Annotated in this window: 12 protein-coding genes and 7 tRNA genes; 2 read left to right on the top strand and 17 right to left on the bottom strand. The window is 52.6% G+C overall.

What is annotated here, in order from left to right; genetic code table 11:
- Positions 1 to 153: 153 nt before the first annotated feature.
- Positions 154 to 636, top strand: a complete 483-nt coding sequence (locus OGX99_RS06835; RefSeq protein WP_003022748.1) for a zinc ribbon-containing protein — start codon at positions 154 to 156, stop codon at positions 634 to 636.
- Positions 637 to 701: 65 nt separating this feature from the next.
- Here the strand turns inward: OGX99_RS06835 and rihA are convergent, their stop codons facing one another.
- The 10 genes from rihA to miaB all read right to left on the bottom strand — a co-directional run bounded on the left by rihA (position 702) and on the right by miaB (position 11003).
- The gene (rihA, locus tag OGX99_RS06830; protein ID WP_278238657.1) at positions 702 to 1637 is read right to left on the bottom strand and encodes a pyrimidine-specific ribonucleoside hydrolase RihA; all 936 of its coding nucleotides are present in this window, start codon (positions 1635 to 1637) and stop codon (positions 702 to 704) included.
- Between the two features lie 116 nt (positions 1638 to 1753).
- Complete coding sequence (gene gltL, locus OGX99_RS06825; protein WP_151218761.1) at positions 1754 to 2479, bottom strand: glutamate/aspartate ABC transporter ATP-binding protein GltL; 726 nt, start codon at positions 2477 to 2479, stop codon at positions 1754 to 1756.
- Positions 2479 to 3153, bottom strand: a complete 675-nt coding sequence (gene gltK / locus OGX99_RS06820) for a glutamate/aspartate ABC transporter permease GltK (protein WP_003022757.1) — start codon at positions 3151 to 3153, stop codon at positions 2479 to 2481. Before gltK ends, gltL begins: the two co-directional genes overlap by 1 nt.
- The gene (gltJ, locus tag OGX99_RS06815) at positions 3153 to 3893 is read right to left on the bottom strand and encodes a glutamate/aspartate ABC transporter permease GltJ (protein ID WP_187252813.1); all 741 of its coding nucleotides are present in this window, start codon (positions 3891 to 3893) and stop codon (positions 3153 to 3155) included. Before gltJ ends, gltK begins: the two co-directional genes overlap by 1 nt.
- Before the next feature lie 159 nt (positions 3894 to 4052).
- On the bottom strand, positions 4053 to 4961 hold the full coding sequence (gene gltI, locus OGX99_RS06810; protein ID WP_016152242.1) for a glutamate/aspartate ABC transporter substrate-binding protein GltI: 909 nt from the start codon (positions 4959 to 4961) through the stop codon (positions 4053 to 4055).
- Positions 4962 to 5317: 356 nt separating this feature from the next.
- Positions 5318 to 6856, bottom strand: coding sequence for an apolipoprotein N-acyltransferase (gene lnt, locus OGX99_RS06805; protein ID WP_151218762.1), 1539 nt, complete (start codon positions 6854 to 6856; stop codon positions 5318 to 5320).
- Between the two features lie 24 nt (positions 6857 to 6880).
- Positions 6881 to 7759, bottom strand: a complete 879-nt coding sequence (gene corC, locus OGX99_RS06800; protein WP_048212288.1) for a CNNM family magnesium/cobalt transport protein CorC — start codon at positions 7757 to 7759, stop codon at positions 6881 to 6883.
- Positions 7760 to 7855: 96 nt separating this feature from the next.
- A complete protein-coding gene (gene ybeY / locus OGX99_RS06795) occupies positions 7856 to 8323 on the bottom strand; it encodes an rRNA maturation RNase YbeY (protein ID WP_151218763.1) in 468 nt (155 codons plus the stop codon).
- Positions 8320 to 9366 carry a PhoH family protein gene (locus OGX99_RS06790; RefSeq protein ID WP_003022776.1) on the bottom strand — a complete coding sequence of 349 codons (1047 nt, stop codon included), beginning with the start codon at positions 9364 to 9366 and terminating at the stop codon, positions 8320 to 8322. The genes ybeY and OGX99_RS06790 overlap by 4 nt, the downstream gene beginning before the upstream one ends.
- A gap of 206 nt (positions 9367 to 9572) precedes the next feature.
- A complete protein-coding gene (gene miaB / locus OGX99_RS06785) occupies positions 9573 to 11003 on the bottom strand; it encodes a tRNA (N6-isopentenyl adenosine(37)-C2)-methylthiotransferase MiaB (RefSeq protein WP_003022779.1) in 1431 nt (476 codons plus the stop codon).
- A 145-nt stretch (positions 11004 to 11148) separates the two neighbouring features.
- Here miaB and ubiF point away from each other — a divergent pair, with 145 nt between their 5' ends.
- The gene (ubiF, locus tag OGX99_RS06780) at positions 11149 to 12324 is read left to right on the top strand and encodes a 3-demethoxyubiquinol 3-hydroxylase (RefSeq protein ID WP_210904820.1); all 1176 of its coding nucleotides are present in this window, start codon (positions 11149 to 11151) and stop codon (positions 12322 to 12324) included.
- A 111-nt stretch (positions 12325 to 12435) separates the two neighbouring features.
- On the opposite strand, the gene OGX99_RS06775 is transcribed toward ubiF, so the two are convergent.
- The 7 genes from OGX99_RS06775 to OGX99_RS06745 form a co-directional block, all read right to left on the bottom strand.
- A tRNA-Gln gene (locus OGX99_RS06775) sits at positions 12436 to 12510 on the bottom strand.
- A gap of 36 nt (positions 12511 to 12546) precedes the next feature.
- A tRNA-Gln gene (locus tag OGX99_RS06770) sits at positions 12547 to 12621 on the bottom strand.
- A 43-nt stretch (positions 12622 to 12664) separates the two neighbouring features.
- Positions 12665 to 12741: transfer RNA gene (locus tag OGX99_RS06765), tRNA-Met, on the bottom strand.
- 20 nt (positions 12742 to 12761) lie between these two features.
- Positions 12762 to 12836, bottom strand: a tRNA-Gln gene (locus OGX99_RS06760).
- 37 nt (positions 12837 to 12873) lie between these two features.
- Positions 12874 to 12948, bottom strand: a tRNA-Gln gene (locus OGX99_RS06755).
- Between the two features lie 23 nt (positions 12949 to 12971).
- Positions 12972 to 13056 (bottom strand) — tRNA-Leu (locus OGX99_RS06750).
- An 8-nt stretch (positions 13057 to 13064) separates the two neighbouring features.
- Positions 13065 to 13141: transfer RNA gene (locus OGX99_RS06745), tRNA-Met, on the bottom strand.
- Positions 13142 to 13143: the final 2 nt, after the last annotated feature.

The following is a 13143-nucleotide window of genomic DNA, read 5'->3' as shown; positions in this document are numbered from 1 at the left end:
CGCCCGCGTCAAAACAGCCTTTCGCGCATTCAGCGTTGAATTCCTGCAAGGATAATTCTTGCACAAATTTACACACTCTGTGGGCAGCCTTGCAAAGCGTTGTGTAAATAACGTCTATTATTATAGACAGTTAACGACCCAGGAGGCGAAGCGATGAACAAGGTTGCTCAATATTACCGTGAACTGGTGGCTTCACTGAGCGAACGTCTGCGCAACGGCGAACGCGATATTGATGCATTGGTGGAGCAGGCGCGGCAGAGAGTTATGCAGACCGGGGAGTTAACGCGAACCGAGGTGGAAGAACTCACCCGGGCCGTCAGACGCGACCTGGAAGAGTTTGCTCTGAGCTATGAAGAGAGCCTTGATGAGGAGACCGACAGCGTCTTTATGCGGGTTATCAAGGAGAGTATCTGGCAAGAGCTGGCCGATATCACCGACAAAACGCAGCTTGAATGGCGTGAGGTATTTCAGGATCTTAGCCATCATGGGGTTTATCACAGTGGCGAAGTAGTGGGACTGGGAAATCTGGTCTGCGAGAAGTGCCATTTCCATTTAGCGGTTTACACGCCGGATGTGCTGCCGCTGTGTCCGAAATGCGGTCACGATCAGTTCCAGCGGCGACCGTTTGAGCCGTGATAATTAGGCGTGCTAATCGTCAATTGCAGGCCTGATAACATGCGCCACCATCAGGCCTGCAGTTTTTATGCGTAGTACCTTAAACGCTCCGCTAGCAGATCGACAAACCCTTCGCGATCCACGTCCACCATCACGGTGGCGTTTGGCTTATTGCCACTCAGGAAGTAGTAATCCACCACGGTCATGCCCTGCGTGTATTTGCCCTGGGTTTCCACACCAACCCAACGCTCAACGGTAGTAAACAGCTCAGGTTTCAGCAGCCAGGCAATGGTGCAGGGGTCGTGCAGCGGCGCGCCAATGAATCCCCATTTTTCGTCTTTGTGGTATTCGAAGAAGAAGTCGAGTAGTTCAGCAACGATTGTTGAAACAGGATTGCCGATAGCGCGGAACCGCTCGGTATCTTCGCGATGAATTTGCGCTTTATGTGTCACATCCAGACCAGCCATCACCACCGGAATGCCTGACTGGAATACAATTTCAGCAGCTTCAGGATCCACAAAAATATTGAACTCGGCGGCGGGCGTCCAGTTTCCGAGACCCATTGCCCCACCCATTATCACGATACGGGCGATGTTGGCGTGCAGTTCTGGATGGCTATTCAGCAGCAATGCCACGTTTGTTTGCGGCCCGGTGGAGACGATGGTCACCGGTTCCGGGCTTTCACGCAGTGTTTTCGCCATCAGTTCCACAGCTGTGCATGGCTGCGGCGCAAAGGTTGGTTCCGGGAGCGCCGGGCCATCTAACCCACTCTCGCCGTGGACGTTATCGGCAATAATCAGATCGCGCATCAGCGGTTTCACAGCGCCACCGGCGACGGGAATATCACTACGATTGAGCAGCGTTAGCATGCGCAATACGTTACGCAGCGTTTTGTCGGGCGTCTGATTCCCGGCAGAAGAGGTTATGGCTTTAACGTCCAGCTCTGGTGAGGCGAGGGCGAGAACAATTGCGATAGCGTCGTCATGACCTGGATCGCAATCAAACAGGATAGGAAGTGCCATTGTTGCTCCTTGTAAGTGGGACTCTGTGACAAGGTTAACGCTGGGCTGTATCTGTTTCGAGAAGTTAAGAGGTAAATCGTGAGATGGCGCGCACATGGCGATGCGCGCCAGCAAGATTAGTGCAGGATTTTTGCGAGGAAGTCTTTGGCTCGGTCTGATTTCGGATTGGCGAAGAACTCTTCTTTCGGCGAGTCTTCAACAATCTTTCCTTCATCCATGAAGATCACCCGGTTCGCCACTTTACGCGCAAAGCCCATTTCGTGGGTGACTACCATCATGGTCATCCCTTCATTGGCCAGTTCAACCATGACGTCCAGCACTTCGTTGATCATTTCAGGATCAAGCGCTGATGTCGGTTCGTCAAACAGCATGGCGATAGGATCCATACACAGCGCCCTGGCAATGGCGACACGCTGTTGTTGGCCCCCGGAGAGCTGAGCCGGAAACTTATCGGCGTGCGCTGACAGACCAACGCGTTCCAGTAACTTTTGCGCTTTGTCACGAGCAGGCTTTTTATCGCGCTTAAGCACTTTTACCTGCGCCAGAGTCAGGTTCTCAATGATCGACAGATGCGGGAACAGTTCAAAGTGCTGGAACACCATGCCAACGCGTGAGCGCAGTTTGGCCAGATCGGTTTTTTTATCATTTACCACGGTGCCGTCAACGGTGATGACGCCCTTTTGTACCGGCTCCAGTCCGTTCACCGTTTTGATAAGCGTTGATTTACCTGAACCTGACGGGCCGCAGACCACCACTACTTCACCTTTTTTCACTTCCGTGGAGCAGTCGGTCAGCACCTGAAAGTGACCATACCATTTAGAAACATTTTTCAGGGTAATCATTAAACTGTCCTTTTCTTCAAATAGCTGACCAACAACGATGCGCTCAGACTGAATACAAAATAAACGGCGCCAGCAAACAGGATCATTTCAACCTGCGTGCCGTCACGCTCGCCAATGGTGGAGGCGGTACGGAAGAAGTCTGCCAGACTCAATACATACACCAGCGAGGTATCCTGGAACAGTACGATGCCCTGAGTAAGCAGTAGCGGTACCATTGCGCGGAATGCCTGTGGCAGAATGATCAGCTTCATCGACTGCCAGTGGGTCATTCCCAGCGCCAGCGCGGCACTCGACTGCCCACGAGAAATACTCTGGATACCGGCACGGATAATCTCGGAATAGTACGCGGCTTCAAACATCGAAAACGCGACCATCGCCGAGATCAGGCGAATATCGGTTTTTGGCGACAGGCCCAACACGTTTTGCAGGAAGCCGGGCACAATCAGGTAGAACCACAGCAGTACCATTACCAGCGGAATGGAGCGAAATACGTTGACGTAGCCTTTCGCAAACCAGGCAATTGGCGCGAAGCTGGACAGACGCATGACGGCAAGGATGGTCCCCCAGACGATACCAATGACGACCGCTGTAACGGTGATTTTCAACGTGATGATCAGCCCGTCCAGCAGATACGGCAGGGAAGGGACGATAGAACTCCAGTCAAATTCGTACATTATTTGCCTCCCAAATTGCCAGGCAGGCGGATTTTGCGTTCGACGAGATTCATTACCAGCATGATGACGGCGTTAATCAATACGTAGGCCAGCGTGATGGCGGTAAACGATTCCCACGCGTGAGCGGAGTAATCCAGCAGTTTTCCCGCCTGCGCAGCCATATCCACCAGACCGATAGTGGAGGCGATCGCGGAGTTCTTCACCAGATTCATCATCTCTGAGGTCATTGGCGGAACAATCACGCGGTAAGCGTTTGGCAGCAGGACATAGCGATAGGCTTGCGGCAGCGTTAGGCCCATCGCCAGCGCGGCGTTTTTCTGCCCGCGAGGCAGGGACTGAATCGCTGCACGAACTTGCTCACAGACGCGCGCGGCGGTAAACAGCCCAAGACAAAGCATGGATGAGAGGAAGAACTGAATGTTGGGATCCAGTTCTGACTTGAACCACATGCCAATGTTTTCCGGCAGCAGCTCAGGAATGACCAGATACCAGGTAAAGAACTGGACGATGAGTGGAACGTTACGAAACAACTCAACGTACAGCGTGCCGATCCCGGAAAGGAAACGGTTTGGTACGGTACGTAATATGCCGAATAAAGAGCCTATGAGGAAAGCGATAATCCAGGCGGTGATAGATAACGCGACTGTGACCTGGAAACCACTCCAGAGCCAGCCGAGATAGGTGGTGTTGCCGAACGGGGCCTGTTGTAAAAAAATACCCCAGTTCCAGTTTATAGACATAAATCTACTCCAGAAAAAAAAGGGTAGCAGCGCTACCCTCGAAGATTGTTATTCGGCGTTTTGCGGTTTTCAGGCCTGATGGGGAACGACCATCAGGCTTATAGTCTGTCCGTACCGAATAGCAATCGAGAGGGAGGGGAAGCCTCCCATTTATTTTAGTTAGTTAAGCGCTTTATCATTCGGTTCTTTGAACAGGGCTTTCATCTCGTCTGACAGTTCGAAATTCATGTTCAGGTTCTTGGGTGGAATTGGATTTTTAAACCACTTATCAAACCATTTCTCAGCTTCGCCTGAGGTCTGAGCCTTGGCGATAGTGTCGTCCATCAGCTTTTTGAACTGCGGATCATCTTTGCGCAGCATGCAGCCGTAGGCTTCCTGAGACTGCGGTTTGCCGACGATCTCCCAGTTGTCTGGTTTCTTCGCCTTTGCGCGTTCGCCAGCCAGCAGTGCATCATCCATCATAAAGGCAACGGCGCGACCGCTTTCCAGAGTACGGAAAGAGTCACCGTGGTCTTTCGCGCTGATGATGCGCATATCCATTTTTTGTTCTTCGTTCAGTTTGTGCAGCAGTACTTCTGAGGTCGTACCCGAAGTCACGACCACGGCCTTACCTTTCAGGTCCGCAAAATCTTTGACGTCGCCGCCTTTTTTCGCCAGCAGACGGGTACCGACAACGAAAATAGTGTCAGAGAAAGCCGCTTGTTTTTGGCGCTCAACGTTGTTAGTGGTGGAACCACATTCAAAGTCGAAAGTACCGTTTTGCAGCAGTGGGATACGGTTCTGTGATGTAATCGGGATCAGTTTCACCTGCAGATCGGGCTTGTTCAGCTTTTTCTTCACCGCTTCAACGATCGCGTTGGAGTAATCCTGTGAATAACCGACCACTTTTTGCTGGTTATCGTAGTAAGAAAACGGCACCGAGGATTCACGGTGACCAACCACGATCACACCGTTTTTGGCGATTTTGTCCAGCGTGCTGCCTGCCGCTGGTGCTGCGTCTTCTGCGTGCGCCAGACCGGCGGACATTCCCATGACCAGCATGGCAGTGGCGAGCTTACGTAATTGCATATCCAACTCCTTTATCGTCTGCGCCAGGGACGCATTGATACCCATTGTGATGTTGTTATTGTTTGCTACTAAAAAGTGCAGTCTTGTATGTGTTTGTTAACATTTAGTTTGGATGAATGTAAAGAATTTGATGTTTTATTGTTTATTTTTGCGAAGTGCGCCGCACCATTTGGGGGCAAAAATATCCTGTTGCACTTTCCAGGTGCTACCTATGCTCAACTTTGGTGCGACCAGGTTGCACATTCAGCCAAAACTACGTTTGCCTTGTAGAACAAAGCAATAGGCGTGCCAGAATGGGATGCGGGAATGTGTGTGGGCCGGATAAGCGAGGTGTTATCCGGCCAGGGGAAGAAGGGTTACTTACGACGTTGACGCAGGCTCATTACCACCGCACCAAAGCCAAACAGTGCGGTCAGCAGCCAGAGCGGCCAGTTACCGGTACGGGCATAAGGGGTCAGGCCCGTCGTTGGCGTCACGCTGGTGGTCAGAACCTGACGGGTAAACTGCGGGATCATCGCCTGAATCTCACCCTGAGGACCAATCACCGCCGTAATACCGTTATTGGTGCTACGCAGCAGAGGGCGCGCCAGCTCCAGGGAACGCATCCGCGCCATCTGGAAGTGCTGCCACGGTCCAATAGACTTACCAAACCAGGCATCGTTGGAGATAGTTAACAAGTAGTCCGTATCCGGGCGGAAGTTATCCCGAACCTGTTCGCCAAGAATGATTTCGTAGCAGATGGCTGCCGTCAGCTTAAAGCCGTGCGCATGCAGCTGCGGTTGTACATAAGACCCACGGCTAAACGAAGACATAGGCAGGTCAAAGAACGGCGCTAACGGACGCAGGATCGATTCCAGCGGGACAAACTCGCCAAACGGCACCAGATGGTTTTTGTTGTAGCGATTGTTGGAATCGTAGCTGTACGGACTGTCTTTACCCAGCGTGATGATAGTGTTGTAGGTATCGTAACGATTCTGCTTGTTCAGACGTGCATCTACGATCCCGGTAATTAGCGTGCTGTTTTTCGATTTCAGCAAGTCATCCATCATGCTCAGAAAGCGCTGCTGGTTAATTTCCAGATCCGGAATAGCAGATTCTGGCCAGATGATGAGCTGTGATTTGCCCATCTCGGGCTGGGTGGCGTCGAGATAAATCTTCAGGGTGTTGAGTAACTGACCTTCATCCCATTTGAGTGACTGCGGAATGTCACCCTGCACCATCGATACCTGAGTGGTTTTTTCCGGCTCAAGCGTGTACCACTGGATATAGCGCAACGGAAAGGGCAGGGCAAAGAGCACCAGCGCGGCAATCAGCGGCTTCCAGTTACGCGTCACCAGCGCCAGCGCCAGCAGGCCGCTGACCATCATCAGCAGGAAGTTAATCGCCTCAACGCCCATCACCGGCGCCAGCCCTTTTAACGGACCGTCGATCTGGCTGTAGCCGAATTGCAGCCATGGGAAGCCGGTCAATACCCAGCCGCGCAGGAATTCAGTGATTTGCCAGACTACCGGCGCGGCAATCGCCACGCGTAGCCAGGTGGTTTTCGGCCACAAGCGCGCCAAAACGCCGGCAAACAGACCGGTATAAAGGGAAAGGTATGCGGCAAGCAGAACCACGAGGAAAACATTAACCGGGCCCGGCATACCACCAAACTGCGCGATGCTGACGTAAACCCAGTTAATACCTGAGCCAAACAGCCCTAGTCCCCAGAAGTAGCCGATAGCGGCAGACTGGAGCGGGCGACGGTTGAAGGTAAGAGCCTGCAGGCCCATCAGCGAAACGATCGCGGCGGGCCAGATATCATACGGAGAGAAAGCCAGCGTCCCGCAGGCACCGAATAATAACGCCAGCAGCAGGCGAATGCGCTGGCGTTCGATTAATGGGGCAAATGCCATGTAGTCTTAGATCCAGTTTCGGGTTTATTCGTCCAGTTTGGGCTGGGGTGAGTCGTCCGGAATTCTGACATGAACCTGAATAATACGACGGCTGTCGGCCATTGCCACTTTAAACTGGTAACCATCAATGTCGATAGTTTCCCCACGTGCGGGCAGATGACCAAAGGCCTGCATAACCAGCCCGCCAATAGTATCGACTTCTTCGTCGCTAAAGTGGGTCCCAAAAGCGTCGTTGAAGTCTTCAATCGACGCCAAAGCGCGGATAGTCCAGGTGTGGCGACTGAGCTGACGGAAGTCAATATCGTCTTCTTCGTCGTACTCATCTTCAATTTCACCGACGATCAGTTCAAGGATGTCTTCAATGGTCACCAGACCTGAGACACCGCCAAATTCGTCGATGACGATAGCCATATGATAACGCTGGGAGCGAAACTCTTTCAGCATGCGGTCAACCCGCTTGCTTTCAGGTACGACAACCGCCTGGCGTAACACTTTCTCCATGCTGAAGGCTTCGGCATCGCTGCGCATAAACGGCAGCAGATCTTTGGCCATCAGAATCCCTTCAATGTGATCTTTATCTTCGCTGATCACCGGGAAACGCGAGTGGGCAGACTCGATAATGACATCGAGACATTCATCCAGGGTCTGGTTGCGTTTCAGGGTAATCATCTGAGAGCGGGGGATCATGATGTCGCGCACGCGTTGGTCCGCAATATCCATCACCCCTTCGAGCATATCGCGCGTATCTTCATCGATAAGGTCGTTTTGCCCGGAATCACGGATCAGCTCCAACAGTTCGTCGCGGTTTTTGGGTTCACCGTGGAAAAGTTGGCTCAGTAACAGGGAAAAAAATCCCTTTTTGCTGTTTAAGGTGTCACTACTGTGTGAATTGTCGTCGCTCATGGCGTCGTATGGGTTCTCATGTTAGTTAATAGGTCGCTCAATGCGCGTAAACTCAGCGCATGGCTTTATGGGAAGCCCGGGCTGATGCCCGACGGCTTATTCCTTCTCGGCAATGTACGGATCCTCATAGCCCAGAGCAAGCATAATCTCAGTTTCGAGGGATTCCATTTCCTCCGCTTCACCGTCTTCGATATGATCGTAGCCGAGTAAATGCAGGCTTCCGTGCACCACCATGTGCGCCCAGTGGGCTTCAAGCGGCTTACCTTGTTCCTGCGCTTCCTTCTCGACGACCTGACGGCAGATGATCAAATCACCCAGCAGCGGCATCTCAATGCCCGGCGGAGCTTCAAACGGGAAAGAGAGCACGTTGGTTGATTTATCTTTCCCGCGATAGGTCAGGTTTAGCTCATGGCTTTCCGCGTCATCGACCAGACGAATAGTTACTTCAGACTCTTCCTGAAACTGCGGGATCACCGCATCGAGCCACCCCTGAAACTGACTTTCTGTGGGTAAACCGGATTCGTCTTCACATGCCAGCTGTAAATCGAGAATAACCTGACTCATTTTTGTTCCTGCTCCTGAGCTTCGCGCTTGCGTTCTGCAGCCTGCTCGGCTTTGCGTTTCTGTTCTGCTTCTTCCCAGGCTTCATACGCCGTGACGATACGGGCCACCACCGGATGGCGAACCACGTCTTCGCTATGGAAGAAATTAAAACTAATCTCGTCGACCTCAGCCAGCACTTCAATGGCATGACGCAGACCGGATTTGGTGCTACGCGGCAGGTCAATTTGGGTGATATCGCCGGTGATAACCGCTTTGGAGTTAAAGCCGATACGGGTCAGGAACATTTTCATCTGTTCGATGGTGGTGTTCTGGCTCTCATCAAGAATGATGAACGCATCGTTGAGTGTACGTCCGCGCATATAGGCCAGCGGCGCAACTTCAATGACGTTACGCTCAATCAGCTTTTCAACCTTCTCAAAACCGAGCATTTCGAACAGCGCGTCATACAGCGGTCGTAAATAGGGATCGACTTTCTGGCTCAGGTCGCCAGGCAGGAAACCGAGTTTTTCACCTGCTTCCACTGCTGGACGGGTCAGCAGAATACGACGGATCTCCTGACGCTCAAGCGCATCGACCGCGGCAGCAACCGCAAGATACGTTTTACCCGTACCCGCAGGGCCAACGCCGAACGTGATGTCGTGGTCGAGGATATTCGCAATGTACTGCGCCTGGTTCGGCGTACGCGGTTTAATGACTCCGCGCTTGGTTTTGATATTCACCGCTTTGCCAAATTCCGGCACACTGTCTGCGCTTTGCTCAAGCACACGCGCTTCTTTGATTGCCAGATGAATTTGTTCAGGCTCAATGTCCTGCGTCTGACCGCGCATGGGGGCGGTATCGACGTACAGGCTGCGTAAAATATCTGCCGCTGCGGTGACGCAAATTGGGCGACCTGTCAGTTTAAAATGGTTATCACGGCGGTTAATTTCGATGCCGAGGCGACGCTCCAGCTGTTTGATGTTGTCATCAAATGGGCCGCAAAGGCTCAACAGGCGGGCATTGTCTGCGGGTTCAAGGGTGATTTCGCGAGTGTCTATGTTCAAACTGTTCCTCTTATGCATGTCTTGCCGGACGTTGAACATTTACCGGCACCTAAGGAAATTATTCACGCCATGGGGGAAAGGCGCAAGCATTGCAATAAATATGGGGGTGCCAGGGCAAATTACAAGGCTCGCCGGAGCAGCGAGCCAGGAAGTTTAGGCCCGATAGGCGTGGTGCCATCGGGCATTGTTTGCGTTTTTCAGCAGGATTAAGGCTGATAAATACCGACGCCCAGATCGTTTTCTTTGCGGGTACGCGCAATAACCGACTCAGGGGATTCTGCGATGCGCAGGCCCATTTCGTCTTCAGTACGTACCACTTTGCCGCGCAGGGAGTTCGTCCAGACATCGGTAATTTCAACATCCACAAACTTACCGACCATATCCGGAGTACCTTCAAAGTTCACCACGCGGTTATTTTCGGTACGCCCTGACAGTTCCATGATGCTCTTACGCGATGTGCCTTCAACCAGAATGCGCTGGGTCGTGCCGACCATACGACGGCTCCAGGCCATGGCTTGCTGGTTAATACGTTCCTGCAGAATGTATAAACGTTGTTTTTTCTCTTCTTCTGGTACGTCATCAACCATATCGGCGGCAGGTGTGCCTGGACGTGCAGAGAAGATAAAGCTGTAGCTCATATCAAAATTGACGTCAGCAATCAGCTTCATGGTCTGCTCGAAATCCTGCGTAGTTTCACCCGGGAAGCCAACGATGAAATCGGAGCTAATCTGGATATCCGGACGTGCTGCGCGCAGTTTGCGGATGATCGCTTTATATTCCAGTGCGGTATGGGTGCGCCCCATCAGATTCAGCACGCGATCTGAACCGCTCTGTACCGGCAGGTGCAGGAAGCTGACCAGTTCCGGCGTATCGCGATAAACTTCCACGATATCGTCGGTAAATTCGATCGGATGGCTGGTGGTGAAGCGGATACGGTCAATGCCGTCGATCGCCGCGACCAGACGTAGCAGATCGGCAAAAGATCCGATCGTGCCGTCGTAGTTCTCACCGCGCCAGGCGTTGACGTTTTGCCCCAGCAGGTTCACTTCACGCACGCCTTGCGCTGCCAGCTGGGCGATTTCAAACAGGATATCATCCGCCGGACGGCTGACTTCCTCACCGCGGGTGTAGGGCACCACGCAATAAGTACAATATTTATTACAACCTTCCATGATGGACACAAACGCGCTTGGACCTTCAGCACGCGGTTCCGGTAGGCGATCGAACTTTTCGATCTCCGGGAAACTGATATCAACCACTGGGCTACGAGTCGTGCTTCCACGCACTTTGTTGATCATTTCCGGCAGACGGTGCAGGGTTTGCGGCCCAAAAATAATATCGACATAGTGGGCGCGCTGGCGAATATGGTCGCCTTCCTGAGACGCAACACAACCACCGACACCGATAATGAGCTTGGGATTCTTCTCTTTTAACAGCTTCCAGCGACCTAACTGATGGAAGACTTTTTCCTGAGCCTTCTCACGGATAGAGCAGGTATTCAGCAGTAGCACATCTGCTTCTTCGGCCACGTCGGTCAGTTGATAGCCATGGGTGGCATCCAGCAGATCGGCCATCTTCGATGAATCGTATTCGTTCATCTGACAGCCCCAGGTTTTAATATGGAGTTTTTTGGTCATCGACTTGCTCTTGCGAAATTGTGGCTGAAATGCAGGGCGCATAGTGTACTGCTTTGGCGCGGTTGTGACCAGTATGACGGATGTCAGCCTCAAGGGGTAAAAAATCCTGTAAACTTAAGCAATACATGTAACAGGATAATTGACCATGACAAATCAACCAACGGAAATTGCCATTGTCGGCGGGGGGATGGTCGGCGGTGCGCTGGCGCTGGGACTGGCGCAGCATGGATTTACGGTAACGGTTATTGAACATGCCGCTCCTGCGCCATTTGTGACTGACGGACAGCCTGATGTCAGAATTTCGGCCATTAGCTCCGCGTCCGTGTCGTTGCTGAAAGGGCTGGGTATCTGGGATACGATTCAGGGGATGCGCAGTCATCCTTACCGTCGTCTGGAAACGTGGGAATGGGAAAATGCCCATGTAATGTTTGATGCCGCCGAACTTAAGTTACCTTTGCTCGGCTATATGGTCGAAAACACGGTTCTGCAACAGGCACTCTGGCAGGCGCTGGAAGTTCACCCCAAAGTTACGCTGCGTGTGCCTGCATCGCTTCTCTCTTTGCATCAACATCACGATCGGCATGAACTTGAGCTGGCAGACGGTGAAAAAATCAGCGCGAAGCTGGTCATCGGTGCGGATGGGGCCAATTCTCAGGTGCGTAAAATGGCCGGGATTGGCATTCATGCCTGGCAGTATGCGCAGTCCTGTATGTTGATAACCGTACAATGCGAGAATTCGCCGGGAGACAGTACCTGGCAGCAATTTACGCCTGACGGTCCGCGCGCGTTTTTACCGCTGTTCGATAACTGGGCCTCGCTGGTGTGGTACGACTCACCGGCGCGCATCCGCCAGTTGCAAGGCCTGAACATGCCCCAGCTGCAGACGGAGATCGCCAAACATTTCCCGTCTCGACTGGGCAACGTGACGCCTGTGGCGGCGGGAGCATTTCCGCTTACGCGTCGCCACGCACTGCAATATGTGCAGCCGGGCCTGGCGCTGGTGGGTGACGCTGCGCATACCATTCATCCGCTGGCAGGGCAGGGCGTTAATCTGGGATTCCGTGATGTGGATGCGCTGATTGACGTGCTGGTGAATGCGCGTAGCTACGGCGAGACCTGGGCCAGCCAACCGGTGCTGAAACGCTATCAGAATCGTCGTATGACTGACAATTTCATTATGCAAAGCGGCATGGATCTGTTTTACGCCGGTTTTAGCAACAACCTGCAGCCGCTGCGTATCATGCGTAATCTCGGGCTAATGGCTGCAGAGCGCGCAGGTGTGCTGAAGCGTCAGGCGCTGAAGTATGCGTTAGGATTATAATTCAGACAGGCCTATAGCAAACGTTGTAGGCCTGATAAGCGGAGTGCCATCAGACAATCAATCCAGGAATGCAGAAAAGCAAAAAGCTCGCCGAAGCGAGCTTTTTTTATATGGCTGGGGTACGAGGATTCGAACCTCGGAATGCTGGTATCAGAAACCAGAGCCTTACCGCTTGGCGATACCCCAACGGGCGCATCCACAAAATGGACGACTTGTTAAAATTGGCTGGGGTACGAGGATTCGAACCTCGGAATGCCGGAATCAGAATCCGGTGCCTTACCGCTTGGCGATACCCCAACAATTTTTTGACTTTATCGAGCGAGTCGACAGGCCTTTAATATGGTGGCTACGACGGGATTCGAACCTGTGACCCCATCATTATGAGTGATGTGCTCTAACCAGCTGAGCTACGTAGCCATATACTACTTAATCTTCGATGGCTGGGGTACCTGGATTCGAACCAGGGAATGCCGGTATCAAAAACCGGTGCCTTACCGCTTGGCGATACCCCAATGACCGTTGCGGTGAACCGCTATATCGAAGAAAAAATGGCTGGGGTACCTGGATTCGAACCAGGGAATGCCGGTATCAAAAACCGGTGCCTTACCGCTTGGCGATACCCCATCCGTGCAACGCTTACGGGTGAATGGTGCGGGAGGCGAGACTTGAACTCGCACACCTTGCGGCGCCAGAACCTAAATCTGGTGCGTCTACCAATTTCGCCACTCCCGCAAAAAAGATGGTGGCTACGACGGGATTCGAACCTGTGACCCCATCATTATGAGTGATGTGCTCTAACCAGCTGAGCTACGTAGCCAT

The sequence above is a fragment of the Citrobacter sp. Cu096 genome (assembly GCF_030332285.1).
In the GTDB taxonomy this organism is placed as follows: Bacteria; Pseudomonadota; Gammaproteobacteria; order Enterobacterales; family Enterobacteriaceae; genus Citrobacter; species Citrobacter meridianamericanus.
Note: the sequence above shows the minus strand (reverse complement) of the source record. Positions and strands in the feature narration are given on the sequence as shown.

Bases quoted from the DNA above. Each gene is read 5' to 3' on its own strand.
- OGX99_RS06835 (WP_003022748.1), top strand. From the start codon at position 154: ATGAACAAGGTTGCTCAATATTACCGTGAACTGGTGGCTTCACTGAGC.
- rihA (WP_278238657.1), bottom strand. From the start codon at position 1,637: ATGGCACTTCCTATCCTGTTTGATTGCGATCCAGGTCATGACGACGCT.
- gltL (WP_151218761.1), bottom strand. From the start codon at position 2,479: ATGATTACCCTGAAAAATGTTTCTAAATGGTATGGTCACTTTCAGGTG.
- gltK (WP_003022757.1), bottom strand. From the start codon at position 3,153: ATGTACGAATTTGACTGGAGTTCTATCGTCCCTTCCCTGCCGTATCTG.
- gltJ (WP_187252813.1), bottom strand. From the start codon at position 3,893: ATGTCTATAAACTGGAACTGGGGTATTTTTTTACAACAGGCCCCGTTC.
- gltI (WP_016152242.1), bottom strand. From the start codon at position 4,961: ATGCAATTACGTAAGCTCGCCACTGCCATGCTGGTCATGGGAATGTCC.
- lnt (WP_151218762.1), bottom strand. From the start codon at position 6,856: ATGGCATTTGCCCCATTAATCGAACGCCAGCGCATTCGCCTGCTGCTG.
- corC (WP_048212288.1), bottom strand. From the start codon at position 7,759: ATGAGCGACGACAATTCACACAGTAGTGACACCTTAAACAGCAAAAAG.
- ybeY (WP_151218763.1), bottom strand. From the start codon at position 8,323: ATGAGTCAGGTTATTCTCGATTTACAGCTGGCATGTGAAGACGAATCC.
- miaB (WP_003022779.1), bottom strand. From the start codon at position 11,003: ATGACCAAAAAACTCCATATTAAAACCTGGGGCTGTCAGATGAACGAA.
- ubiF (WP_210904820.1), top strand. From the start codon at position 11,149: ATGACAAATCAACCAACGGAAATTGCCATTGTCGGCGGGGGGATGGTC.